22 protein-coding genes are annotated in these 22,051 nt (G+C 66.9%); 12 read left to right on the top strand and 10 right to left on the bottom strand.

Going from position 1 to position 22,051, the window contains the following annotated elements:
* Window positions 1-3: 3 nt before the first annotated feature.
* Window positions 4-441, bottom strand: a complete 438-nt coding sequence (locus CBM2588_RS24020; RefSeq protein WP_115682821.1) for a phasin family protein — start codon at window positions 439-441, stop codon at window positions 4-6.
* Between the two features lie 282 nt (window positions 442-723).
* On the opposite strand from CBM2588_RS24020, the gene CBM2588_RS24015 reads away from it, so the two are divergent.
* Together CBM2588_RS24015 and CBM2588_RS24010 are read left to right on the top strand one after the other, a co-directional pair.
* Entirely contained in the window at window positions 724-2,265 is a 1,542-nt protein-coding gene (locus CBM2588_RS24015) for a methyl-accepting chemotaxis protein (RefSeq protein WP_115682820.1), read from the top strand.
* A gap of 342 nt (window positions 2,266-2,607) precedes the next feature.
* A complete protein-coding gene (locus CBM2588_RS24010; RefSeq protein WP_115682819.1) occupies window positions 2,608-4,845 on the top strand; it encodes an NADP-dependent isocitrate dehydrogenase in 2,238 nt (745 codons plus the stop codon).
* A gap of 84 nt (window positions 4,846-4,929) precedes the next feature.
* On the opposite strand, the gene CBM2588_RS24005 is transcribed toward CBM2588_RS24010, so the two are convergent.
* The gene (locus tag CBM2588_RS24005) at window positions 4,930-5,157 is read right to left on the bottom strand and encodes a hypothetical protein (RefSeq protein ID WP_115682818.1); all 228 of its coding nucleotides are present in this window, start codon (window positions 5,155-5,157) and stop codon (window positions 4,930-4,932) included.
* Between the two features lie 282 nt (window positions 5,158-5,439).
* Between CBM2588_RS24005 and CBM2588_RS24000 the strand changes: the two genes are divergently transcribed.
* The 4 genes from CBM2588_RS24000 (at window position 5,440) to CBM2588_RS23985 (ending at window position 7,020) form a co-directional block, all read left to right on the top strand.
* The gene (locus CBM2588_RS24000; RefSeq protein WP_020202065.1) at window positions 5,440-5,643 is read left to right on the top strand and encodes a cold-shock protein; all 204 of its coding nucleotides are present in this window, start codon (window positions 5,440-5,442) and stop codon (window positions 5,641-5,643) included.
* Window positions 5,644-5,821: 178 nt separating this feature from the next.
* Complete coding sequence (locus CBM2588_RS23995) at window positions 5,822-6,121, top strand: hypothetical protein (protein ID WP_115682817.1); 300 nt, start codon at window positions 5,822-5,824, stop codon at window positions 6,119-6,121.
* 67 nt (window positions 6,122-6,188) lie between these two features.
* Window positions 6,189-6,515, top strand: coding sequence for a hypothetical protein (locus tag CBM2588_RS23990; RefSeq protein WP_115683711.1), 327 nt, complete (start codon window positions 6,189-6,191; stop codon window positions 6,513-6,515).
* A gap of 130 nt (window positions 6,516-6,645) precedes the next feature.
* Window positions 6,646-7,020, top strand: coding sequence for a hypothetical protein (locus tag CBM2588_RS23985; protein WP_115682816.1), 375 nt, complete (start codon window positions 6,646-6,648; stop codon window positions 7,018-7,020).
* 55 nt (window positions 7,021-7,075) lie between these two features.
* On the opposite strand, the gene CBM2588_RS23980 is transcribed toward CBM2588_RS23985, so the two are convergent.
* The 4 genes from CBM2588_RS23980 to CBM2588_RS23965 all read right to left on the bottom strand — a co-directional run bounded on the left by CBM2588_RS23980 (window position 7,076) and on the right by CBM2588_RS23965 (window position 9,342).
* On the bottom strand, window positions 7,076-7,330 hold the full coding sequence (locus tag CBM2588_RS23980; RefSeq protein ID WP_018008446.1) for a hypothetical protein: 255 nt from the start codon (window positions 7,328-7,330) through the stop codon (window positions 7,076-7,078).
* A gap of 83 nt (window positions 7,331-7,413) precedes the next feature.
* Window positions 7,414-7,635, bottom strand: a complete 222-nt coding sequence (gene infA / locus CBM2588_RS23975; RefSeq protein ID WP_115682815.1) for a translation initiation factor IF-1 — start codon at window positions 7,633-7,635, stop codon at window positions 7,414-7,416.
* A 108-nt stretch (window positions 7,636-7,743) separates the two neighbouring features.
* A complete protein-coding gene (locus CBM2588_RS23970) occupies window positions 7,744-7,977 on the bottom strand; it encodes an isochorismatase (RefSeq protein ID WP_115682814.1) in 234 nt (77 codons plus the stop codon).
* A gap of 456 nt (window positions 7,978-8,433) precedes the next feature.
* Window positions 8,434-9,342 carry a LysR family transcriptional regulator gene (locus CBM2588_RS23965; RefSeq protein ID WP_115682813.1) on the bottom strand — a complete coding sequence of 303 codons (909 nt, stop codon included), beginning with the start codon at window positions 9,340-9,342 and terminating at the stop codon, window positions 8,434-8,436.
* A 149-nt stretch (window positions 9,343-9,491) separates the two neighbouring features.
* Here CBM2588_RS23965 and CBM2588_RS23960 point away from each other — a divergent pair, with 149 nt between their 5' ends.
* Window positions 9,492-10,169: an isochorismatase family protein gene (locus tag CBM2588_RS23960; protein ID WP_115682812.1), complete on the top strand. Its 678-nt coding sequence runs from the start codon at window positions 9,492-9,494 to the stop codon at window positions 10,167-10,169.
* Window positions 10,170-10,255: 86 nt separating this feature from the next.
* The gene (gene ycaC / locus CBM2588_RS23955) at window positions 10,256-10,882 is read left to right on the top strand and encodes an isochorismate family cysteine hydrolase YcaC (protein ID WP_115682811.1); all 627 of its coding nucleotides are present in this window, start codon (window positions 10,256-10,258) and stop codon (window positions 10,880-10,882) included.
* A 102-nt stretch (window positions 10,883-10,984) separates the two neighbouring features.
* On the opposite strand, the gene CBM2588_RS23950 is transcribed toward ycaC, so the two are convergent.
* The 4 genes from CBM2588_RS23950 to CBM2588_RS23935 form a co-directional block, all read right to left on the bottom strand.
* Window positions 10,985-12,340, bottom strand: a complete 1,356-nt coding sequence (locus tag CBM2588_RS23950; protein WP_115682810.1) for an MFS transporter — start codon at window positions 12,338-12,340, stop codon at window positions 10,985-10,987.
* A gap of 49 nt (window positions 12,341-12,389) precedes the next feature.
* Window positions 12,390-13,994: a benzoate-CoA ligase family protein gene (locus tag CBM2588_RS23945; RefSeq protein WP_115682809.1), complete on the bottom strand. Its 1,605-nt coding sequence runs from the start codon at window positions 13,992-13,994 to the stop codon at window positions 12,390-12,392.
* Between the two features lie 87 nt (window positions 13,995-14,081).
* The gene (locus CBM2588_RS23940; RefSeq protein ID WP_115682808.1) at window positions 14,082-15,629 is read right to left on the bottom strand and encodes a 3,4-dehydroadipyl-CoA semialdehyde dehydrogenase; all 1,548 of its coding nucleotides are present in this window, start codon (window positions 15,627-15,629) and stop codon (window positions 14,082-14,084) included.
* An 8-nt stretch (window positions 15,630-15,637) separates the two neighbouring features.
* Window positions 15,638-16,102 (bottom strand): DUF4863 family protein, encoded by a 465-nt coding sequence (locus CBM2588_RS23935; RefSeq protein WP_115682807.1) that lies wholly within the window; start codon window positions 16,100-16,102, stop codon window positions 15,638-15,640.
* 89 nt (window positions 16,103-16,191) lie between these two features.
* Between CBM2588_RS23935 and CBM2588_RS23930 the strand changes: the two genes are divergently transcribed.
* The 4 genes from CBM2588_RS23930 (at window position 16,192) to boxA (ending at window position 21,955) form a co-directional block, all read left to right on the top strand.
* Entirely contained in the window at window positions 16,192-17,154 is a 963-nt protein-coding gene (locus CBM2588_RS23930) for a helix-turn-helix transcriptional regulator (RefSeq protein ID WP_115682806.1), read from the top strand.
* Between the two features lie 160 nt (window positions 17,155-17,314).
* Window positions 17,315-18,973, top strand: a complete 1,659-nt coding sequence (gene boxC / locus CBM2588_RS23925) for a 2,3-epoxybenzoyl-CoA dihydrolase (RefSeq protein WP_115682805.1) — start codon at window positions 17,315-17,317, stop codon at window positions 18,971-18,973.
* A gap of 52 nt (window positions 18,974-19,025) precedes the next feature.
* Window positions 19,026-20,453, top strand: coding sequence for a benzoyl-CoA 2,3-epoxidase subunit BoxB (boxB, locus tag CBM2588_RS23920; protein WP_115682804.1), 1,428 nt, complete (start codon window positions 19,026-19,028; stop codon window positions 20,451-20,453).
* Window positions 20,454-20,674: 221 nt separating this feature from the next.
* On the top strand, window positions 20,675-21,955 hold the full coding sequence (boxA, locus tag CBM2588_RS23915; protein ID WP_115682803.1) for a benzoyl-CoA 2,3-epoxidase subunit BoxA: 1,281 nt from the start codon (window positions 20,675-20,677) through the stop codon (window positions 21,953-21,955).
* Window positions 21,956-22,051: the final 96 nt, after the last annotated feature.

Raw genomic sequence — 22,051 nt, 5'->3', positions numbered from 1 at the left:
GCGCTAGCCGCGGGGTTTGGTTTTCGGCTGGAGAATTTCCCCGGCCTCCTTCACGTTCTGTTCGGCGCGCTTGCTGATCACGGCAAGCGCCTCGGCTTGCGCCTTCTGCGCGGTCTCGGCCAGTGCGCGCATGTTCTCCAGCGCCTGGTGCAGCTGCTGCTGCACGAACTCGCTGTGCCTGGCCATGGCCTCGGCCGGATTGCTCGCCGTGCCGTACTGCTGGGCGGCCGCCTGCAACTGCTGCATGGTCTGGGCGAAAATTTCCTGCTGCTTCCTCACGATGGCCTGCATGCCTTCATAGGCCAGCCGGTTGGCCTCGGCCAGGGCTTCGATGTCCTTGCGGCGCGCTTCGACCACCGCGCTCATGTCCACGCCCGGCAGGCGGAACTGTTCCATCATCCTGGTGAAATCGGCAAAGGGATTGGGAGGCGTGGTGGCCATGCTGGGTCTCCTGGTGGAAGGACTGGCAGGTCGGCCGGCGGCGGGGACGGCGTGTCCGTTTTGGCCGGGATCTTGTCCACTATAGCCGGTATCCGCACACTTCTGGCCGTCAATCGAGGAAGACCCTAAAGTTACCGCCGCCCCTGCCGTTGGCATCCATAGCCCGCCTGTGCGTCGGCCCGACCCGGCCCGCCCGCGGACGATGAGAGCGAAGAGCGCTGCGCCGACCCATGCCGTGCGCGGCAGCACTTCGCCGTGACCAATGCTAATCAGGTAGAAGAAATGAAGAATCTAGGTATCGGGGTTCGCCTCGGCATCGGTTTTGGGGTGGTATTGCTGCTTGCGGCGCTGATGACGGGCTTGGGCATGCTGCGGCTGCAGCAGGTGGCCGAGCGCACCCACGCGATGATGCAGCAGCCGCTGACCAAGGAGCGGCTGGTCAGCGACTGGTACCGCCTCATGCATACCAGCGTGCGCCGCACCACCGCGGTGGCGCGCAGCGCCGACCCGTCGCTGGGCCAGTTCTTTGCCGCCGAGACCAAGGCATCGATCGAAGGCATTGCCCAGCTGCGCGACAAGCTGCAGCCGATGCTCAGCTCGGAGCAGGAAAAGGCCGCGTTCCAGAAAATCCTGAGCGTGCGCGACCCGTACAACAACGGGCGCGACAAGATCACGAAGCTCAAGCAGGAAGGTTTGACCGAGGAAGCCAACCAGGTGCTGGAGAAAGAGTTCGTGCCCGCCGGCGACGCCTACCTGGCCGAGATCCAGAAGCTGCTCGACATCCAGCGCGCCAGCATCGACGCCACCGCGCGCGAGATCAACGCCATCTACGTCAACGCGCGCAACAGCCTGATCGGGCTGGGCGTGGTGGTGCTGGGCATCGGCATTGCGTTCGCGTTCTGGCTCACCATCGGCATTACGCGTCCGCTGCATCGCGCCGTGGCGGTGGCGCGCACGGTGGCGTCGGGCGACCTGACCAGCCGCATCGACGTCGACAGGCGCGACGAAACCGGCCAGCTGCTGCAGGCACTGGCGGACATGAACGCCAATATCCTGCGTATCGTGCGCCAGGTGCGCGCCGGCACCGAGTCGATCGTGTCGGGCACCAGCCAGATCGCCGCCGGCAACACCGACCTGTCGCAGCGCACCGAGGAACAGGCCTCGTCGCTGCAGCAGACCGCGGCCAGCATGGAAGAGCTGACCAGCATCGTGCGCCAGAACGCCGACAACGCGCGCCAGGCCAGCACGCTCGCGGTCAACGCCTCCGATATCGCGGCCAAGGGCGGCGAAGTCGCGGGCAAGGTGGCCGAGACCATGGAAGAGATCAACGGCGCGTCGAGGAAGGTGGTCGACATCATCGCCGTGATCGAGGGCATTGCGTTCCAGACCAATATCCTGGCGCTGAACGCCGCGGTGGAAGCCGCGCGCGCCGGCGAGCAGGGCCGCGGCTTTGCCGTGGTGGCGGGCGAAGTGCGCACGCTGGCGCAACGCAGCGCGACCGCGGCCAAGGAGATCAAGGCGCTGATCGGCGATTCGGTCGATCGCGTCGAAAAGGGCTCGATGCTGGTGACGCAGTCGGGCCAGACCATGGAAGAGATCGTCGCGGCCGTCAAGCGCGTGACCGACATCATGGGCGAGATCAGCGCGGCGTCGGCCGAGCAGAGCTCGGGCATCGAGCAGGTGAACCAGGCGGTGACGCAGATGGATACGGTGACGCAGCAGAACGCGGCACTGGTGGAAGAGGCCGCGGCGGCGGCGGGTTCGCTCGAGGAGCAGGCGCAGCGGCTGAAGGAGGCGGTGGCGACGTTCAGGCTGGCGGCCTGAGGGGCTTGCTGCAGTTTTCCCCTCTCCCCTCAGCGGAGAGGGGCGCGCCCTCCGAGCGGATGTGATCCGTCGGTGGCACTTGCCGGCCACCCGGCGGCGGATTCCTGTCCCCATTTTTTGAGGCGCGGCGCGGACGGCACCGTTCAGGTGCAATGGACGCCATCCGACTGCACAAGCCCGTGATCAGCCCAATTTTCTGCCCGATTGCCGCCCCGGATGCGGTGGTTTTCAGATTCCTGAAAGCAAACTGAGGCAAAATTCTACTTTTCGCCTAGTTTGTTGCCCTGACCGTGACCCGGCAGGCAGAAGTCCCACCCACCGATAGAGGATCTGAGAGAAGCAATGAGTACCCAGCAACCCACCATCATCTACACGCTGACCGACGAAGCCCCGCTGCTGGCGACCAGTGCGTTCCTCCCGATCATCCAGACCTTCACCAAGCCGGCCGGCATCAACGTGACCACCAGCGACATCTCGGTGGCGGGCCGTATCCTGGGCGAGTTCCCCGAATTCCTGACCGAAGCGCAGCGCGTGCCGGACAACCTGGCCGAGCTGGGCAAGCTGACGCAGCTGCCGGACACCAACATCATCAAGCTGCCCAACATCAGCGCCTCGGTGCACCAGCTGGTCAGCGCCATCCGCGAGCTGCAGGGCAAGGGCTACAAGGTGCCCGACTACCCCGAAGACCCGAAGACTGACGAAGAAAAGGCGATCCAGAAGCGCTATTCCAAGTGCCTGGGCTCGGCCGTGAACCCGGTCCTGCGCGAAGGCAACTCCGATCGCCGCGCCCCGGCCGCGGTCAAGAACTACGCGCGCAAGCACCCGCACAGCATGGGCGAGTGGAGCATGGCCTCGCGCACGCACGTGGCCCACATGAAGCACGGCGACTTCTACCACGGCGAGAAGTCGATGACGCTGGACAAGGCTCGCGACGTCAAGATGGAGCTGATCACCAAGAGCGGCAAGACCATCGTGCTCAAGCCCAAGGTTTCGCTGCAGGACGGCGAGATCATCGACAGCATGTTCATGAGCAAGAAGGCCCTGTGCGCCTTCTATGAAGAGCAGTTCGAAGACGCGCGCAAGACCGGCGTAATGCTGTCGCTGCACGTCAAGGCGACCATGATGAAGGTGTCGCACCCGATCGTGTTCGGCCACGCCGTCAAGATCTTCTACAAGGAAGCCTTCGCCAAGCACGGCGCGCTGTTCGACGAACTGGGCGTCAACGTCAACAACGGCCTGGTCAACCTGTACGAGAAGATCGAGTCGCTGCCCAGCTCCAAGCGCGAAGAGATCATCCGCGACCTGCACGCCTGCCACGAGCATCGCCCGGAACTGGCGATGGTGGACTCGGCCAAGGGCATCTCGAACCTGCACGCGCCCAACGACGTGATCGTCGATGCCTCGATGCCGGCCATGATCCGCATCGGCGGCAAGATGTGGGGCGCCGACGGCCGTCCGAAGGACACCAAGGCGGTGATCCCGGAAAGCACCTTCGCCCGCATCTACCAGGAGATCATCAACTTCTGCAAGACCAACGGCAACTTCGACCCGACCACCATGGGCACCGTGCCCAACGTCGGCCTGATGGCGCAGAAGGCCGAGGAATACGGCTCGCACGACAAGACCTTCGAGATCGCTGAAGACGGCGTCGCCAACATCGTCGACCTCGCCACCGGTGAAGTGCTGCTGACGCAGAACGTCGAGCAGGGCGACATCTGGCGCATGTGCCAGGTCAAGGACGCGCCGATCCGCGACTGGGTCAAGCTGGCCGTCACGCGCGCGCGCAACTCGGGCATGCCGGCGGTGTTCTGGCTGGACCCGTACCGTCCGCACGAGGCCGAGCTGATCAAGAAGGTGGAAACGTACCTGAAGGACCACGACACCAGCGGCCTGGACATCCAGATCATGTCGCAGGTGCGCGCCATGCGTTATACGCTCGAGCGCGTGATCCGCGGCCTGGACACCATCTCGGTGACCGGCAACATCCTGCGCGACTACCTGACCGACCTGTTCCCGATCATGGAGCTGGGCACGAGCGCCAAGATGCTGTCGATCGTGCCACTGATGGCCGGCGGCGGCATGTATGAAACCGGCGCGGGCGGCTCGGCACCCAAGCACGTCAAGCAACTGGTCGAAGAAAACCACCTGCGCTGGGATTCGCTGGGCGAGTTCCTGGCGCTGGCGGTGTCGCTGGAAGACGTCGGCATCAAGACCGGCAACGCCCGTGCCAAGATCCTGGCGAAGACGCTGGATGCCGCCACCGGCAAGCTGCTCGACAACAACAAGAGCCCGTCGCCCAAGACCGGCGAGCTGGATAACCGCGGCAGCCAGTTCTACCTGGCGATGTACTGGGCCCAGGAACTGGCCGCGCAGTCGGACGACGCCGAACTGGCCGCCAGGTTCGCACCGCTGGCCAGGACGCTGACCGACAACGAGCAGAAGATCGTCGGCGAACTCGCCGCGGTGCAGGGCCAGCCGGTCGACATCGGCGGCTACTACCAGCCGGACGCCGCCAAGCTCAGCGCCGCGATGCGCCCGAGCCAGACGCTGAACGCCGCGCTGGCTGCGGTGGCTGCCTGAGCGCGGTCGGCCCGCGTTGCGGGCCGCGCGTGAGCAAAACCCCGGACCCTGGTCCGGGGTTTTTTCCTTGCATCGCCGCTCCGCTTACGGCTGCGGCGTTTCGGCGGGCAGGTCCCACCCTTGTTCCGGGCCGCTTTTCTGGTCGCGGTAGGTCCATGCGGCACCGCAATCCTGGCAGACGAAGCTGCTGATGGTGACGGCCGCCGAGCGGGGCGGCTTGATGCGTCGGGTGTCGGTGATGCGCAGCGCGGCGTGCCCGGGGGCGCCGCGCACATGGCGTTCGATGGCCTGGCAGGCAGTGCAGAGTGTCATCCGTAGCGTTCCGTTCGATGGGCCACTGTAGCATGCATGCCGCGTGCAGGACGGGAAGACCTTCACCCCGCACTTTGCGTGCCGATTCACCATCGATCCGGCGAAGTTGATTGACACGGCAAGGGCTGGCGTGTACAAGGGTCGGTGCAGGATCTTTCAAGCAGCAACCTAGAAGTCCAGGTGCTTGCCCACACGGCGCCACTTTTTCTCCTTGTGTCTTCCTTGATCGTCATGCCTTGCCGGCGCTTTTGCCGGTGAGAAAAACTTATTGAGGAATCCAGCATGGAAACCGGTACCGTAAAGTGGTTCAACGATTCGAAGGGTTTTGGCTTCATTACGCCTGATGCAGGCGGCAACGACCTGTTCGCGCACTTCTCTGAAATCCAGGGCAGCGGCTTCAAGTCGCTGCAAGAAGGCCAGAAGGTGCGTTATGTCGCCGGCGTCGGCCAGAAGGGCCCGGCCGCGACCAAGATCGAGCCGATCTGAGCGCGTCGAACCGATTTGAGCTGAGCGCCCCGGCGCCAGCTTGATAAGAAAAGCTCCGCTGCGGCGGAGCTTTTTCATTTTGCCCGGCATGATGCCGGCCGATGGTGAAATAAAGCCACTGCGCGGCCCGCAACAGGCGTAGAGTGGGGGCAACACCATCATTGCGCGGGAGGCTGCCATGGATATCTATCCAGCTGCGACATACAAGGGGTACGACCTCTATCCCCTGGTGTACAAGCACACCATCACGCGCGTGTGGCCAGAGCCGCGGCCCGACCGCTCGTTCGATGCGGCGGTGGTGATCTGCCTCGAGGGCGAGTCGCCGGACGGCGCGCAGGCGCGCACGTTCCGCCTGGATGCCACGCCGTGGGACAACGTCGGCGGCGCCCGCCGTGGTGCGCTGCGCTATGCCGAAGCGATCATCAACGGCGCGGTGCCCGGGGTATCGGTGACCTCGTCCGGATTGCCGGCGTCCTGAGCTAAGGCCGGCGCCGTTCCTGCATTTCTCTTTCCATCAACGCGGCGCCATGCCGCATGGAGCCGTCGTGAGCGACAGCAGTCCCAGCCGTAGTCCCGGCAACAATGTTCCCGGCACCACACCCTTTGCCAGCTACAAGGGTTTTGACCTGTACCCGCTGGTCTACCGCAACCGGCCCGGGCAGGCCTGGCCGCGTACCCGGCCCGACAACACTTTCCAGGCTTCGATCGTGATCTGCCGCGAAGGCTATCGCCCGGGCGAGGACCATGCACGCGTGTTCCCGCTGGGCCAGTCGCGCTGGGAGAACATCGGCTCGGCCCGCCGCGGCGCGCTGCAGTTCGGCGAAGACATCATCAACGGCCTGGTTGCCGGCGAATCCGTGGCGTCGCTGTAGGGCGTCACTGCAGGGCGTCACTGCGGGGCGTCGCTTCAGGGCGCGGGTGTTTGCAGCGTGCCGGCAGATCCGGCCGGTTGCGCAACCGGAGGCGCGCGGCGTCATCCGTCAGACTGCAAGGAGTCCGTTCATGGACATGCGTACGGGATCATCCGGTTTTCTGTGCACGTTGCCCGGCGAGGGCAAAGGCACCACCTATCACGTGGCCATCTGCTTTATCGATGCCGAGCGTCCCACCGGCGTGCTGTTCACCAGCTTCGTGGGCGTGGGGCGGCGTTCGTTCGGCGTGCTGACCGACCCGGCTGCCTTGCGCGGCCAGCTTGCCACCAGTGGCGAGGCGTTGTGCCGCCTGGCCATCGGCCAGGTGGTGCGCGACCAGCTGCACGACAAGGCGCGCGAGGGCGACTATGTGCTGGACCTGTCCGCCGCCCCGTGGGACGGCGAGTTGCGCACGGTCGGCGCCGGGCTCAGGACGGCCCGGCCGCATGTGCGCGTGCTTGGCTGACGTGTCAGTGCGCCGGCGGCAACGGCAGGCGGCTGCGCGGAACGCCGCCTGGCTATCAGATCCGGAACACGGGGTCGCCGTGGCGCTCCAGCAGCGCTTCGATTAGCGCCATGTCCGTGATCTCCGGCGTACGGTCCTCCACCGCGCGCGACGGACCGCAATAGGTGGCTGTCACATGGCGCCTGACGGTCAGCACGCCCGCCGCGGGCGGTGCGATTTCCACGGCTTGCCAGGGCGCGTGCCGGTAGCTGCCCGGCTGCCAGCCTTCCGGCGTCAGGTGCAGGGCTTCCCATTCTTCGATGACGGACATGATCGATTCTCCTTGATTGAGGGATAGAGCATTGCGGGACGGCACGCGCCGGCGCGGCGCATGCCATGGCGAAGGGGTGCCGGCTAGGACTTGTGCCGGTAGTTGATGCGGCCCTTGGTCAGGTCATAGGGCGACATCTCCAGCGTGACACGGTCGCCCGCCAGCACGCGGATGCGGTTCTTCTTCAGCCGCCCGGACGAATACGCCCAGACTTCGAAGCCGTTTTCCAGGGTCACGCGAAAGCGGTTGTCGGGCAGCACTTCCGACACCTTGCCGCCAAATTCGACCAGTTCTTCTTTTGCCAAGGGAGCTCCTTGCTGTAGCCGCGCGGCTTGCGCGCGCGCCGTGGTGGCGGCCAGCCGGATAGCGGCAGGCCGATGGGAGGGGACTGACGAAGCAGCTTGCGGCGCGGCCTACTGCTGGCGCAGGCGCGCCGCGGCATGTTCGCCCGCGCGGCGCGCTGCCTGCCTGGCGCGGGCTTCGGAGCGGTGGGTGTCATGGCGCATGGCCACGTTGGCCACGATGCGTTCGGCGCCGTTGCGGTATTCCGCAATCATGTAGGTCGCGAACCAGAGGCCGGGTTCCTGCTCGATCGGATAGACGGAAACGGTATAAGGGCTGTGCTGGATGGAGTTGACTCGATTCAATGGGTTACCTGTTCTTGGGCGCGGCCGTCGGCAGCGTGGGCATCGGCATGCCGATGCGGCGCGTGGCGCGGTGGCGGCCGTCAGCCGTTGCGATGTGCCAGCATCGGGCCCGCGCGCAAGCACGGGCGTTGCATCTGGCGTGAAGTGGACCATGCCTGCGCAAGCCGAGGCGCCGGCGTACCGGGGGAGGGTACGGGCGATCGTCGCGGAGCGGACCAGCCGCTGGTCGGAAAAGGGTGATGGGCTGTGGGCCCGAGGACGCAGAGGGTGTCGACCCGGGTTTGCGCCTGATATGCCGCTACTGAAGTGCTTACAAGCAGAGAGTGTCTGCGGCAGATGCACAGAAGGCGGGCGTTGCCGATCCGGTCTGTACATGGGAACGTGGATGATACCACTTCCGGCCCACGGCCGCCCGCGTGACGGCCACTGCCCCTGGCGCGGGGCGCGCCGCCGCTCTCAGGATTCGTTGATCTGCGCGAAGCGCTGCGACAGGAAATCGATCAGCTCGCGCACCGACGGCAGCAGCCCGCGCCGCGACGGAAACACGGCGTGGATCACGCCGCCCTTGACCGACCATTCCGGCAGCACCTTGACCAGGCGGCCATCGCGCAGCTCGTCGGTCATCATCATCACCGGCAGTTGCACGACGCCGGCGCCGGCCATCGCCGCGGTGCGCAGCATGATCATGTCGTCGGTGACCAGCCGGGGCTTGTGGTGCAGGTCGGCGCTGGCGCCGCCGGGCCCGTACAGCGACCAGGTGTGCGACGGGCGCGGCGGCCCCAGGTCCAGCGTGGGCAGGGCGTTCAGGTCCGCCGGCGCCAGCAGCGGTCCGTGCCTGGCCAGCAGCGCCGGGCTGGCGACAAAGCACCATGCGCGCTGCGCCAGCACCCGCATCACCAGGTCGCTGTCTTCCAGCGGCGGCACGCGCACGCGCACGGCCAGGTCGATGCCCTCGGCGACCACGTCGACGCGCCGGTTGGTGGCCTCCAGGTGCACGATGACCTTGGGATTGGCCGCCATGAAGTCGGCCACCATCCCGCCCACGTGCGCATGCAGCAGGGCCACCGGGCAGGTCATGCGCACCAGCCCGCTGGGCTCGGCGCGGCTTTGCTCAATCGCGCTCTCGGCGGCCTCGGCCTCGACCAGCATGGCCTTGCAGTGGGCGTAATAGGTCTGTCCCAGCTCGGTCACCGAGAAGCGCCGCGTCGAGCGCTGGATCAGGCGCACCCCCAGGCGCTCTTCCAGCAGGGCCACGCGCCGGCTGAGCTTGGACTTGGGGACGCCCAGCACGCGGCCGGCCGGGGCAAAGCCCTGGTGGTCGACCACCTGCGCAAAGTAGTACAGGTCATTGAGGTCCGGATGCAAAGGGCGGCTCCTGTCGTCCTGCCAGTAGGACGCTGAAGGCAGATTTTCCGGTCTACCGGCAGGATTTGCCAAGTCCTATGCTTTCGCAACACGGTCGGTTCCGGATGGCCCGGACCGCCGGTTTTGCCCACTGCATAGGAGAATGCCCAATGACCACACCCGCCAAATTCAACGGCAAGCGTCCGGCCATCGATCCCGCCGATACGGCAATGCTGCTGATCGACCACCAGAGTGGCCTGTTCCAGACCGTGGGCGACATGCCGATGCCCGAGCTGCGCCTGCGTGCCGCCGCGCTGGCCAGGATGGCGACGCTGTGCCAGCTGCCGGTGATCACCACCGCGTCGGTGCCGCAGGGCCCCAACGGCCCGCTGATCCCCGAGATCCATGAAAATGCCCCGCATGCCAAATACGTCGCGCGCAAGGGCGAGATCAACGCCTGGGACAACCCCGACTTCGTCGCCGCCGTGCGCGAGACCGGCAAGAAGACCCTGATCATCGCCGGCACCATCACCAGCGTATGCATGGCGTTCCCGTCGATCAGCGCGGTCGCCGACGGCTACAAGGTGTTCGCGGTGGTCGACGCCTCCGGCACCTATTCCAAGATGGCGCAGGAAATCACGCTGGCGCGCATCGTCCAGGCCGGCGTGGTGCCGATGGACACCGCCGCGGTGGCGTCGGAGCTGCAGCAGACCTGGAACCGCCCGGACGCGCAGCAATGGGCCGAGGTCTACACCAGGATCTTCCCGGCCTACCAGCTGCTGATCGAGAGCTACATGAAGGCGCAGGAAGTCGAGAAGAAGCACGAGGTACTGGACTCCCAGCGTTAACGTCCTAACCTGTAGGCACTGCCTCTCAACGCGGGCGCTGCAAGGGATCCTTTGCAGCGCCCGCAATTTCTCCACAGGAGCGTGCCATGAGTAAGCCCTACAAGCGCCTGGACAAGACCCAGGCCGCCGTGCTGATGGTCGACCACCAGGCCGGCCTGCTGTCGCTGGTGCGGGACATCGAGCCCGACAAGTTCAAGAACAACGTGCTGGCGCTGGCCGACCTGGCCAAGTATTTCAAGCTGCCGACCGTGCTGACCACCAGCTTCGAGGATGGCCCCAACGGACCACTGGTGCCCGAGCTCAAGGCCATGTTCCCGGATGCGCCGTTCATTCCACGCCCGGGCCAGATCAATGCCTGGGACAACGAAGACTTCGTCTCGGCCGTGCGCGGCACCGGCAAGAAGCAACTGCTGATTGCCGGCGTGGTCACGGAAGTATGCGTGGCATTTCCGGCGCTGTCGGCGATCGAAGAAGGCTTTGAAGTGTTCGTCGTGACCGATGCCTCGGGCACCTTCAACGAAATCACGCGCGATTCGGCCTGGCACCGGATGGCGGAAGCCGGCGCGCAGCTGATGACGTGGTTCGGCGTGGCGTGCGAGCTGCACCGCGACTGGCGCAACGACATCGAAGGCCTGGGCACGCTGTTCTCGAACCATATCCCGGACTACCGCAACCTGATCACGGCCTATACGACTGTGAAGGGCGGGAAGTAGGAATACCCTTTGCCAAGCTGCCGGTTTGCTCCCTTCTCACGCTTGCGGGAGAAGGAGCAAACAATGGGCATGCGGGAGGACTCAAGTCACAAGCAATTTCCCTCATGCCTCCCGCACCGCCGCCCGCACCGGCGCAGCGACTTCCGCCTGCGCCGAGGCCGACTTGCGGTGGTTGATCATCGACACCGCACCCGCCGCGATCACCGCCGGGATTGCCATCGCCATGAAGTTCTGCTGCAGCGGCAGCGACATCCCCACCAGCACGCCGATCACGATCGGGGCCAGGATGGCGCCGCTGCGGCCCACGCCGGAGGCCCAGCCGATGCCGGTGCCGCGCACCGCCATCGGGTAGAACTGGCCCGCGTAGGCGTAGGTGACGATCTGCGTGCCGATGGTGGACGCGCCCGCCAGGCCCACCACCACGAACAGCGCGGCGCTCGGCATCGGATAGCCCAGCAGCGTGATCGACACCGCCGCCAGCGCATACATGCCGACCAGCACGTGCTTGATCGGCAGCCGGTCGGCCAGCCAGCCGCCGCCGATGGCGCCCAGCATCGCGCCGAAGTTCAGCACCAGCACGAAGGTCAGCGCCGAGCCCAGGCTGTAGCCCGCGCCCGCCATCAGTTTGGCCAGCCACGAGCTGAGCGCATACACCATGAACAGGCACATGAAGAACGCGACCCAGAACATCACCGTGCTGACGCCGCGGCCATCCTGGAACAGGCGGCGGATCGGCGTGCTGCCGGCCTTGTCGTCCGCAGCCAGCGTAAAGACGTCGCCGGCCTGCGGGCGATGCGACGGCGCCAGCCGCGATACCACGGCTTGCAGGGCATCGGTCTGGCCGGTGCGGATCAGGTAGGGCATCGACTCCGGCAGCGCGCGCAGCACCAGCGGGATCAGCACCACCGGCAGGCCGGCGGCAAGGAACACCGACTGCCAGCCGTAGCTTTCGATCAGGCCCTTGCCCAGCAGCGCGGCCAGCATGCCGCCGACCGAATAGCCGCTGAACATCAGCGTCACCAGCGTGCCGCGCAGCTTGCGCGGCGAGTATTCCGTCATCTGCGCCACCACGTTGGGCATGACCCCGCCGATGCCCAGCCCCGCCAGGAAGCGCGTCACGCTGAAGCTGACCGGGTCGCTGGTCAGGCCCGCCGCCGCGGTGAACACGCTGAACAGCGCGATGCAGATGGCGATGGCGCGCCGGCGTCCGATGCGGTCGGCCACGGTGCCGAGAAAGATCGCGCCGAACATCATGCCGAACAGCGCCGAGCTGACCATGAAGCCCGCGCTGGTGGCGCTCACGCCCATCTCCTTCATGATCGACGGCAGCGCGATGCCGGCGACGGCCAGGTCATAGCCGTCGAAGATGATGATCAGCGCGCACCAGAACAGGATGAGCGCATGGAAGCGGTTGAAGCGGGCCGTGTCGGCCAGCTGGTGGACATCGATCTGACGCATGGTTTGTCTCCGGATATGGTTGGGGTGCGGCGGTGGGCGGCGTTGCCGCTCACGCCACCGCGGCGGCACGCTCTGCGGCGGCCTGCAGTTCTCGTTCGCGCAGCATGAAGCGCTGGATCTTGCCGGTAGCGGTCTTGGGCAGCGCCTCGACGAAGGCGATCGCGCGCGGGTACTTGAAGGCGGCCAGCCGTTCCTTGACGAAGGCCTTCAGTTCGTCCTCGCCCAGCTGCGCGCCGGCCTTCAGCACCACGAAGGCCTTGGTCTTGACCAGCCCGTCGTGGTCCGGCACGCCGATCACGGCGGCTTCGAGCACCGCGGGGTGCTGCACCAGCGTGGCCTCGACCTCGAACGGCGACACATAGATGCCGCTGACCTTGAGCATGTCGTCGCTGCGCCCGGCGTAGCTGTAGCTGCCGTCGCCGTTGCGCACGTACTTGTCGCCGCTCTTGGTCCAGCCGCCGCGGAAGGTCTCGCGCGACTTCTCGCGGTTGGCCCAGTACATCATCGCGGCGCTGGGGCCCTGGATATACAGGTCGCCGATCTCGCCGTCGGGCACGGGGCGGCCGTCCTCGTCGCGCAGCTCGATGGTGTAGCCCGGCACCGGCCAGCCGGTGGTGCCGTAGCGCACCTGGCCGGGACGGTTGGACAGGAAGATATGCAGCATCTCGGTGGAGCCGATGCCGTCGATGATCTCGCAGCCGAAATGCGCGGTGAAACGCTCGCCGAGGTCCGCCGGCAGCGCTTCGCCGGCCGACGAGCACAGCCGCAGCGCGACCTCGGCCCGGGCCGGCAGCGCCGGCGAGGCGAGCAGGCCGGCGTATCCGGTCGGCGCGCCGAAGAATACCGTCGGCTGGTGCTGCAGCCAGCGCCGGAACGTGGCATCGGGCGTGGGCCGCTCGGCCATCAGCACCACCGTGGCGCCGACGCTGAGCGGAAAGCTGAGCCCGTTGCCCAGGCCGTAAGCGAAATACAGCTTGGCCGCGGAGAAGCACACATCCTGCTCGGTCAGGCCGAGCACCGGCCCGGCGTAGAGCGCAGCGGTCCAGTACGGGTTGCCGTGGCTGTGCACCACGCCCTTGGGCTGGCCGGTCGAGCCCGACGAATAGAGCCAGAAGCCGGGATCGTCGCAACCGGTGGCGGCGGGCGCCGGCAGCGGCGCCTGCGCGGCCAGCGCAGTTTCCAGCGTCGCCATGCCATCGGGCAATGCTGCTTGCGCACGCGATACCAGCACCTGCCGCACCTCATGCCCCGGTCGTGCCAGCGCGTCCTGCAACACCGGCACCAGCGCGGCCGACACCATCACTGCCTGCGCGCGGCTGTGCTGCAGCATGTAGGCGTAGTCGTCGGCGGTCAGCAAGGTGTTGACGGCAACGGGGACGATGCCGGCGTACATCGCGCCGAGAAAGCACACCGGCCAGTCGGTGCAGTCGTGCATCAGCAGCAGCACGCGCTCTTCGCGGCGGATGCCGGCGGCAAGCAGCGCCGCGGCCAGGCGCCGCACGCGCTGGTCGAGTTCGCCATAGGTGAGCTGGCCGTCGTCGTCGACATAGGCCACCTTGCCGGCGCGCGCGGCATTGCCCTGGAGCAGGTGCGCGGCGAAGTTGAAGGGGGTGCCGGGTGGCCGGACCGGTGGCGCTGCGGGCGTGGCGTTCATGGGTTGTCTCCCCTGTTGCTGGTGTACGGTGTGCCGCGCGCCGCCATGCGGATGTGGCGGCGCGAGAATGCGGGTGGGGCGGTTCGCTCAGGCCAGGCTGCCGAGCACTGCGGTGCTGGCCTGGATGGCGCAGCGGCGGTGATAGAAGTGCAGGGCGCGCAGGCCGCCCAGCTCTTCGCCGCCGCCGGCGCGGCCCGGGCCGCCGTGCAGCGATTGCGGCATGACGTTGCCGTGGCCGGTGTGCAGCTGCGCCACCTCGGGCGAAATCACATGCACGCGTCCATGGCTGTCGGCCAGCTCCAGCGCGGCGGCGCCGAGCGCGGCCGCGTCGCTGCCATAGAGCGAGGCCACCAGCGAGCCCTGGCCACGGCGCACCAGGTCGAGGGCATGGGCCGTATCCCGGTAGGGCAGCAGCGTGGCGACCGGGCCGAACACTTCGGTGTCGTGCACCGCGGCGGCCGCGTCGGCATCGCTCACGCCCAGCAGCGTCGGGCCGATGCAGCAGGCCAGCGCCGGGTCGGCATCGAGCAGCGGCTGGCGCGCGCCGTCATGCAGCACCCGCGCGTGCGCGCGCAACCCGGCCAGTCCCGCCTGCACGGCGTCGAACTGCGCGCGGCTGACCAGTGCGCCCATGCGTACCGAATCGTGGCGCGGATTGCCCACGGTTACCTTGGACAGCCGCGCGCCGATGGCCTCGGCGGCCTGGGCGTACAGCGCCTCGGGCACGAAAACGCGCCGGATCGCGGTGCATTTCTGGCCGGACTTGACCGTCATCTCGCGCACGACCTCCTTCGCCAGCAGGTCGAAGGCAGCACTGCCGGCGCCGTCCTGCGGCAGCAGCACGGCCGAATTGATGCTGTCCGCTTCGATGTTCACGCGCACCGAGCGCCGGGCGATGGCCGGATGCGAGCGGATCACCGCGGCGGTATCGGCCGAACCGGTGAACGAGACCACGTCGAACGGCTGCAGCGCGTCCAGCAGCCCCGCGGCGCTGCCGCACACCACCGACAGCGCGCCGGCTGGCAGGATGCCGGCCTCGACCACGTCGCGCACCATGCGCTGCGTCAGCCAGGCGGTTGCGGTGGCGGGTTTGACGATCACCGGCACGCCCGCCAGCAGCGCCGGCGCGGCTTTTTCCCACAGTCCCCACGCCGGGAAGTTGAAGGCATTGATAAACAGCGCCACGCCGCGCGTCGGCACCAGCACATGCTGCGACTGGAACAGCGGATCCTTGCCCAGCCGCGCCGCTTCGCCGTCCGGCAGGTAATGCCGGTCGCCGAGCGTATCGCCCAGCCTGGCGTAAGTGCCCAGCGTGAAGATGGCACCATCGATGTCGACCGCGGAGTCGTTGCGCACCGTGCCGCTGTTGGCGGTGGCGATGTCGTAATAGGCATCGCGATTGGCCTGCAGCACCTTGACCACCTCGCCCAGCAGCGCGGTGCGTTGCCGGTAGGTCAATGCGCGCAGCGCGGCGCCGCCCTGCTCGCGGGCGAAGGCGAAGCCGGCCGCCAGGTCCAGGCCGGTGGCGTCGACACGCACCAGTTCATTGCCAAGCACCGGATCGAACAGTGCAGTGCCGGCGCCGCTGCCGCGTTGCCAGGTGCCGCCAAGGTAATTGGAAAGGAGTTCGGTCATGGTGGCTCTCAGCGCGTGAAGTCGATGCGGCCTTGCGGCAGCAGGTACAGCACCAGCGCGCGGCCGTTGCTGACGGTAGGGCGGTGGGCGCTGCCCGGCGGGCACACCAGCCAGCCGGCGGGGCGGCCGTCGAAGCGCGCGTCGCGGTCGAGCGGCATGATCAGGTCGATCTCGCCCTCGGGATGGGTGTGGTGCGGTCCGGCGATGTCGTGCATGTCGACCACGTCGACCGAAAAGCCGTGCAGGTCGTCGGCGGGCTTGAAGACCCGGCCGTAGCGGATGCCGCCGCCTTCGCGGTCGCACAGCCAGCCTTCGGCTACGCCGGCCTGACATGACGCCATCAGTTGCTGGTAGGTCGGGCTGCCCGCACCGTGCTCGGCATTCAGCCATGCATCGAGCGCGGTATCGAGCGGGCGGCCTTCCAGTTGCGCGGTGAGGCGCGCGATCTGGCTGCGGAATTCTGTTGGGGACATAGGGGAGGGGCTCCGTCTGATGCGCCGGTTGCCTTCACCGGCATCATGCATTATTGTGCATGTATGAAAAATAGAGCCGCGGGGAAATCATGTCAAGCACTATATTGCATGAATCTGGGTTAACCCCTGAGGCGGAACTGCACCATGGTTCAAGCGACGCGGCCGCCAACGGGCCGGAGAAAAACCCCTTCCTGGTGGCCCTGGGCGAGCGCGTGCGCCAGCAGCGGGCCTGCCGGGGCCTGACCCGCAAGGCCGCCGCGCAGGCGGCGGGCGTCTCCGAGCGCCACCTCGCCAACCTGGAATACGGCAGCGGCAACGCCTCCATCCTGGTGCTGCAGCATGTGGCCGAGGCGCTGCAGTGCTCGCTGGCCGGGCTGCTGGGCGACGTCACCACGTCGTCGCCGGAATGGATCCTGCTGCGCGAGTTGCTGGAACACCGCGACGAAGCCACGCTGCGGCGCGTGCGTATTGCCGTGGGCGAGCTGCTCGGTACCGGCGGCGAGAACGCGGCCCAGGCCGCGCGCAGTCCGCGCGTGGCGCTGATCGGCTTGCGCGGCGCGGGCAAGACCACGCTGGGCGGGATGCTGGCCGAAGACCTGGATTTCCCGTTCGTGGAGCTGAGCCGCGAGATCGAGAAATTCGCCGGCTGCAGCATCTCCGAGATCCAGGGCCTGTACGGCATGAACGCCTATCGCCGCTATGAGCGGCGCGCGCTGGAGGAGGCCATCCAGATCTATCCCGAGGCCGTGATCGCCACGCCCGGCGGCCTGGTGTCGGACCCGGCCACCTTCAACCTGCTGCTGGCCCACTGCACCACGGTGTGGCTGCAGGCCGAGCCGGAACACCATATGGAACGGGTGCGGGCGCAGGGTGACTTCCGTCCGATGGCCGCCAGCAAGGAGGCCATGGAAGACCTGCGCCAGATCCTGGCCGGCCGCGCCGCCTTCTATTCCAAGGCGGAATTCTCGCTGGACACCAGCGCGCAGCCGCTCGACGCTACCTTTGCCGGCCTGCGCGGGCTGGTGCGGGAGGCGTTGCGCATGCCGGTGTGACGGCGCTGCCTCAGTCAGCGGGGGTGGAGAGCATCCCGAGTCACGCCTCTGAAAATCTGCACAATAGTGCTTGCTGAAGATCTGATTGATGAACTATAGTTCGTCTAAACCAGATACCCGTTGATGCACGATAGTGCAGTTTCGCTGAGGAGACCCCGCCGTGACCACCGCCCCCCGCGTCGACTACCAGACCGATCCTTCCCAATACAAGCACCTGAAGCTGGCTTTCGAAGGCCCCGTCGCCACGCTGGCGGTGGATATCGACGAGAACGCCGGCCTGCGCCCCGGCTACAAGCTCAAGCTCAACAGCTACGACCTCGGCGTCGACATCGAGTTGAACGACGCGCTCAACCGCATCCGCTTCGAGCATCCGGAAGTGCGCACCGTGGTCATCACCAGCGGCAAGGACAAGGTGTTCTGCTCGGGCGCCAATATCTTCATGCTCGGCGTCAGCAGCCATGCGTGGAAGGTCAACTTCTGCAAGTTCACCAACGAGACCCGCAACGGCATCGAGGACTCCTCGGCACACAGCGGCCTGAAATTCCTGGCCGCGGTAAACGGCGCCTGCGCCGGCGGCGGCTATGAGCTGGCGCTGGCCTGCGACGAGATCCTGCTGGTGGACGACCGCTCGTCGGCGGTGAGCCTGCCGGAAGTGCCGCTGCTGGGCGTGCTGCCGGGCACCGGCGGCCTGACCCGCGTCACCGACAAGCGCCATGTGCGCCATGACCTCGCCGATATCTTCTGCACCACCACCGAGGGCGTGCGCGGCCAGCGCGCCAAGGACTGGCGCCTGGTCGACGATATCGCCAAGCCCGCGGTGTTTGCGCAGAAGGTGCGGGAACGCGCGCTGGCGCTGGCCGCGCAGAGCGACCGCCCGGCCGATGCGCAAGGCGTCGCGCTCACCCCGATCGAGCGCGTGATCGAAGCGGATGCGCTGCGCTATACGCACGTCACGGTCGAGATCGACCGCGCCGGCCGCACCGCCACCTTCACGGTGAAGGCACCGACGGGCGCGCAGCCGCAGGACATCGGCGCGATCGTGCAGGCCGGCGCCGGCTGGTACCCGCTGCAGCTGGCGCGCGAGCTGGAAGACGCGATCCTGTCGATGCGCACCAATGAGCTCGACATCGGCACCTGGCTGATCAAGACCAGCGGCGATGCCACCGCGGTACTGGCCACCGACGCCACGCTGCTGGCGCACAGGGACCACTGGTTCGTGCGCGAGACCATCGGCCTGCTGCGCCGCACGCTGAGCCGCCTGGACGTGTCGTCGCGCAGCCTGTTCGCGCTGATCGAGCCAGGCTCCTGCTTTGCCGGCACCTTCCTGGAACTGGCGCTGGCGTGCGACCGCAGCTACCACCTGGCGCTGCCCGACGACGAGGCGCGCGCGCCGAAGATCACCGTGGCCGATGTCAACTTCGGCTTGTACCCGATGGCCACCGGCCAGAGCCGCCTGGGACGGCGCTTCTACGACGAGCAGCCCGCGCTCGATGCCGTGCGCGCCAGGGCAGGGCAGCCGCTCGATGCCGATGCCGCCTACGCGCTGGGCCTGGTCACCGCCAACCCGGACGACATCGACTGGACCGACGAAGTGCGCATCGCGCTGGAAGAGCGCGTGGCGATGTCGCCCGATGCGCTCACCGGCATGGAAGCCAACCTGCGCTTCAACGGCCAGGAAAACATGTTCACCCGCATCTTCGGCCGCCTGACCGCGTGGCAGAACTGGATCTTCCAGCGCCCCAACGCGGTCGGCGACAAGGGCGCGCTCAAGGTCTATGGCAAGGGCGACAAGGCCGCCTTCGACTGGAACCGGGTCTGACCGCCCGCCGAACCCATACCGAATCGCCCGCATAACGGAAACGGAGACCACCATGTCCGGCATCAACTACAGCGACAAGATCCCCAACAACGTCAACCTGAGCGAAGACCGCACGCTGCAGCGCGCGCTCGAGCAATGGCAGCCCAACTACCTGAGCTGGTGGAACGACATGGGCCCGGAAGGCTCGCACCAGCACGATATCTACCTGCGCACCGCGATCAGCGTCGATCCGCAGGGCTGGGCCCATTTCGGCCACGTCAAGATGCCGGACTACCGCTGGGGCATCTTCCTGAACCCGGCCGAGGCCAACCGCAAGATCCATTTCGGCGACCACAAGGGCGAGGACGCGTGGCAGGACGTGCCGGGCGAGTACCGCGCCAACCTGCGCCGCATCATCGTGACGCAGGGCGATACCGAGCCCGCCTCGGTCGAGCAGCAGCGCCACCTGGGCCTGACCGCGCCCAGCATGTACGACCTGCGCAACCTGTTCCAGGTGAACGTGGAAGAGGGCCGCCACCTGTGGGCCATGGTCTACCTGCTGCACAAGTATTTTGGCCGCGACGGCCGCGAAGAGGGCGAGGCGCTGCTGGAGCGCCGCAGCGGCCAGCAGGACAACCCGCGCATCCTGCAGGCGTTCAACGAACAGACGCCCGACTGGCTGTCGTTCTTCATGTTCACCTACTTCACCGACCGCGATGGCAAGTTCCAGCTGTGCGCGCTGGCCGAGTCCGCCTTCGACCCGCTGGCGCGCACCACCAAGTTCATGCTGACCGAGGAAGCGCACCACATGTTCGTGGGCGAATCGGGCGTGTCGCGCGTGATCCAGCGCACCTGCCAGGTGATGAACGAACTCAAGACCGACGATCCGGCCAAGCTGCGCGCCGCGGGCGTGATCGACCTGCCCACGCTGCAGCGTTACCTGAACTTCCACTACAGCGTCACCATCGACCTGTTCGGTGCCGATGAATCCAGCAACGCCGCCACTTTCTACAGCACCGGCCTGAAGGGCCGCTACGAAGAAGGCAAGCGCATGGACGACCACGTGCTCAAGGGCCAGACCTACCGCATCCTGCAGGCGCAGAACGGCCAACTGACCGAGAAGGAAGTGCCGATGCTGAACGCGCTCAACGAAGTGCTGCGCGACGACTACATCAAGGACAGCATGGCCGGCATCGAGCGCTGGAACAAGGTCATCGACAAGGCCGGCATCCCGTTCCGCCTGAAGGTGCCGCACAAGGCCTTCCACCGCAATATCGGCGCGCTCGCCGGGGTCAAGGTCTCGCCCGACGGCCGTGTGATCTCCGACGCTGAATGGCGCGACTTCCGCGACCAGTGGCTGCCCACCGACGGCGACCGCGCCTTTGTCGCCAGCCTGATGGGCCGCGTGGTCGAGCCGGGCAAGTTTGCCAACTGGATCGCGCCGCCGGTGATGGGTATCAACCGGCAGCCGGTGGATTTCGAGTACGTGCGGTTTAACTGAGCCACGGTCTCACAATCGCTCCCTGTTTGCTCCCCTCTCCCGCTTGCGGGAGAGGGGCAGGGGAGAGGGCAGGCGCTGGCATACCGACGCGCTTCACTTCGTGGACACTCCGGCCCTCTCCCCCACCCCTCTCCCACTGCGCGGGAGAGGGGAGCGTTCGCGACGGGCCTTGGCAAGCCCGAGCGCAGTCCCCGCGTTGCCCTCTGATTCTGGAGACCGCCATGGACATGGCAGAAATTCAAGTCATCAAGCAGCACCTGATCGATCCCGAGATCTGCATCCGCTGCAACACCTGCGAAGCCACCTGCCCGGTGGGCGCGATCACCCATGACTCGCGCAACTACGTGGTCGATGCCGACAAGTGCAACCTGTGCATGGCTTGCATTGCCCCGTGTCCGACCGGATCGATCGACAACTGGCGCGACGTGCCGAAGCTGCGCGCCTATAGCGTCGACGAGCAGCTGACCTGGGACGCGCTGCCGGATGAACTGTCGCCGGAGCAGCTCGCCGACATGGCCCCTGGCGCCGGCCTGCAGCCGGCAGCGCCGGAGGTTCCCACGGCATCGCCGCTGGCCGGCAGCGCCGAGGAGGCCTTCAACAGCGCCCGCTACGGCGCCACCGTGCCGCCGTGGTCCGCCGCGCATGCCTACACCAACCTGTATGGCGCCAAGGCGCCCACCAAGACCATCACCGCCACCGTCACCGGCAACGTGCGCGTGACCGAGGTGGGCCGCGACTACGACACCCACCACATCGTGCTGGACTTCGGCACCACGCCGTTCCCGGTGCTGGAAGGCCAGTCGATCGGCATCGTGCCGCCTGGCACCGACGCCAGCGGCCGCCCGCATCATGCGCGGCAGTACTCCATCGCCAGTCCGCGCAACGGCGAGCGGCCGGGCTACAACAACCTGTCGCTGACCATCAAGCGCGTGCTGCAGGACCACGACGGCAATCCCGTGCGCGGTGTCGGCTCGAACTATATGTGCGACCTGAAGGTGGGCGACAAGGTCGAGGTGATCGGCCCGTTCGGCGCCAGCTTCCTGATGCCCAACCATCCGCGCTCCAACATCGTGATGATCTGCACTGGTACCGGCAGCGCACCGATGCGGGCGATGACCGAATGGCGCCGGCGCCTGCGCAAGGCGGGCAAGTTCGACGGCGGCAAGCTGATGCTGTTCTTCGGCGCCCGCACGCAGGAGGAACTGCCTTATTTCGGTCCGCTGCAGAAGCTGCCCAAGGATTTCATCGACATCAACCTGGCGTTCTCGCGCACGGCGGGGCAGCCGAAGCGCTACGTGCAGGACCTGATGCGCGAGCGCGCGGCGGACCTGGCGGCACTGCTGGCCAGCCCTGACACGTACTTCTATGTGTGCGGGCTGAAGAGCATGGAAGAGGGCGTGGTGCTGGCGCTGCGCGATGTGGCGCAGCAGGCGGGGTTGAATTGGGAGGGGGTGGCTGAGCGGTTGAAGCGGGAGGGGCGCTTGCATCTGGAGACGTATTGAACTTGCTTTGTCTCCCGTCAACCGCTTGTGTATTCCCTCTCCTGCTTGGGGGAGAGGGAGCACACCCGCGGCATTGTGCGCGTAAATCTTCGGCGT

The organism is Cupriavidus taiwanensis (assembly GCF_900250075.1).
Classification (GTDB): Bacteria; Pseudomonadota; Gammaproteobacteria; order Burkholderiales; family Burkholderiaceae; genus Cupriavidus; species Cupriavidus taiwanensis_C.
Note: the sequence above shows the minus strand (reverse complement) of the source record. Positions and strands in the feature narration are given on the sequence as shown.

Coding starts and splice junctions, on each gene's coding strand:
- CBM2588_RS24020 (WP_115682821.1), bottom strand. CDS start 441: ATGGCCACCACGCCTCCCAATCCCTTTGCCGATTTCACCAGGATGATG.
- CBM2588_RS24015 (WP_115682820.1), top strand. CDS start 724: ATGAAGAATCTAGGTATCGGGGTTCGCCTCGGCATCGGTTTTGGGGTG.
- CBM2588_RS24010 (WP_115682819.1), top strand. CDS start 2,608: ATGAGTACCCAGCAACCCACCATCATCTACACGCTGACCGACGAAGCC.
- CBM2588_RS24005 (WP_115682818.1), bottom strand. CDS start 5,157: ATGACACTCTGCACTGCCTGCCAGGCCATCGAACGCCATGTGCGCGGC.
- CBM2588_RS24000 (WP_020202065.1), top strand. CDS start 5,440: ATGGAAACCGGTACCGTAAAGTGGTTCAACGATTCGAAGGGTTTTGGC.
- CBM2588_RS23995 (WP_115682817.1), top strand. CDS start 5,822: ATGGATATCTATCCAGCTGCGACATACAAGGGGTACGACCTCTATCCC.
- CBM2588_RS23985 (WP_115682816.1), top strand. CDS start 6,646: ATGGACATGCGTACGGGATCATCCGGTTTTCTGTGCACGTTGCCCGGC.
- CBM2588_RS23980 (WP_018008446.1), bottom strand. CDS start 7,330: ATGTCCGTCATCGAAGAATGGGAAGCCCTGCACCTGACGCCGGAAGGC.
- CBM2588_RS23960 (WP_115682812.1), top strand. CDS start 9,492: ATGACCACACCCGCCAAATTCAACGGCAAGCGTCCGGCCATCGATCCC.
- ycaC (WP_115682811.1), top strand. CDS start 10,256: ATGAGTAAGCCCTACAAGCGCCTGGACAAGACCCAGGCCGCCGTGCTG.
- CBM2588_RS23950 (WP_115682810.1), bottom strand. CDS start 12,340: ATGCGTCAGATCGATGTCCACCAGCTGGCCGACACGGCCCGCTTCAAC.
- CBM2588_RS23945 (WP_115682809.1), bottom strand. CDS start 13,994: ATGAACGCCACGCCCGCAGCGCCACCGGTCCGGCCACCCGGCACCCCC.
- CBM2588_RS23940 (WP_115682808.1), bottom strand. CDS start 15,629: ATGACCGAACTCCTTTCCAATTACCTTGGCGGCACCTGGCAACGCGGC.
- CBM2588_RS23935 (WP_115682807.1), bottom strand. CDS start 16,102: ATGTCCCCAACAGAATTCCGCAGCCAGATCGCGCGCCTCACCGCGCAA.
- CBM2588_RS23930 (WP_115682806.1), top strand. CDS start 16,192: ATGTCAAGCACTATATTGCATGAATCTGGGTTAACCCCTGAGGCGGAA.
- boxB (WP_115682804.1), top strand. CDS start 19,026: ATGTCCGGCATCAACTACAGCGACAAGATCCCCAACAACGTCAACCTG.
- boxA (WP_115682803.1), top strand. CDS start 20,675: ATGGACATGGCAGAAATTCAAGTCATCAAGCAGCACCTGATCGATCCC.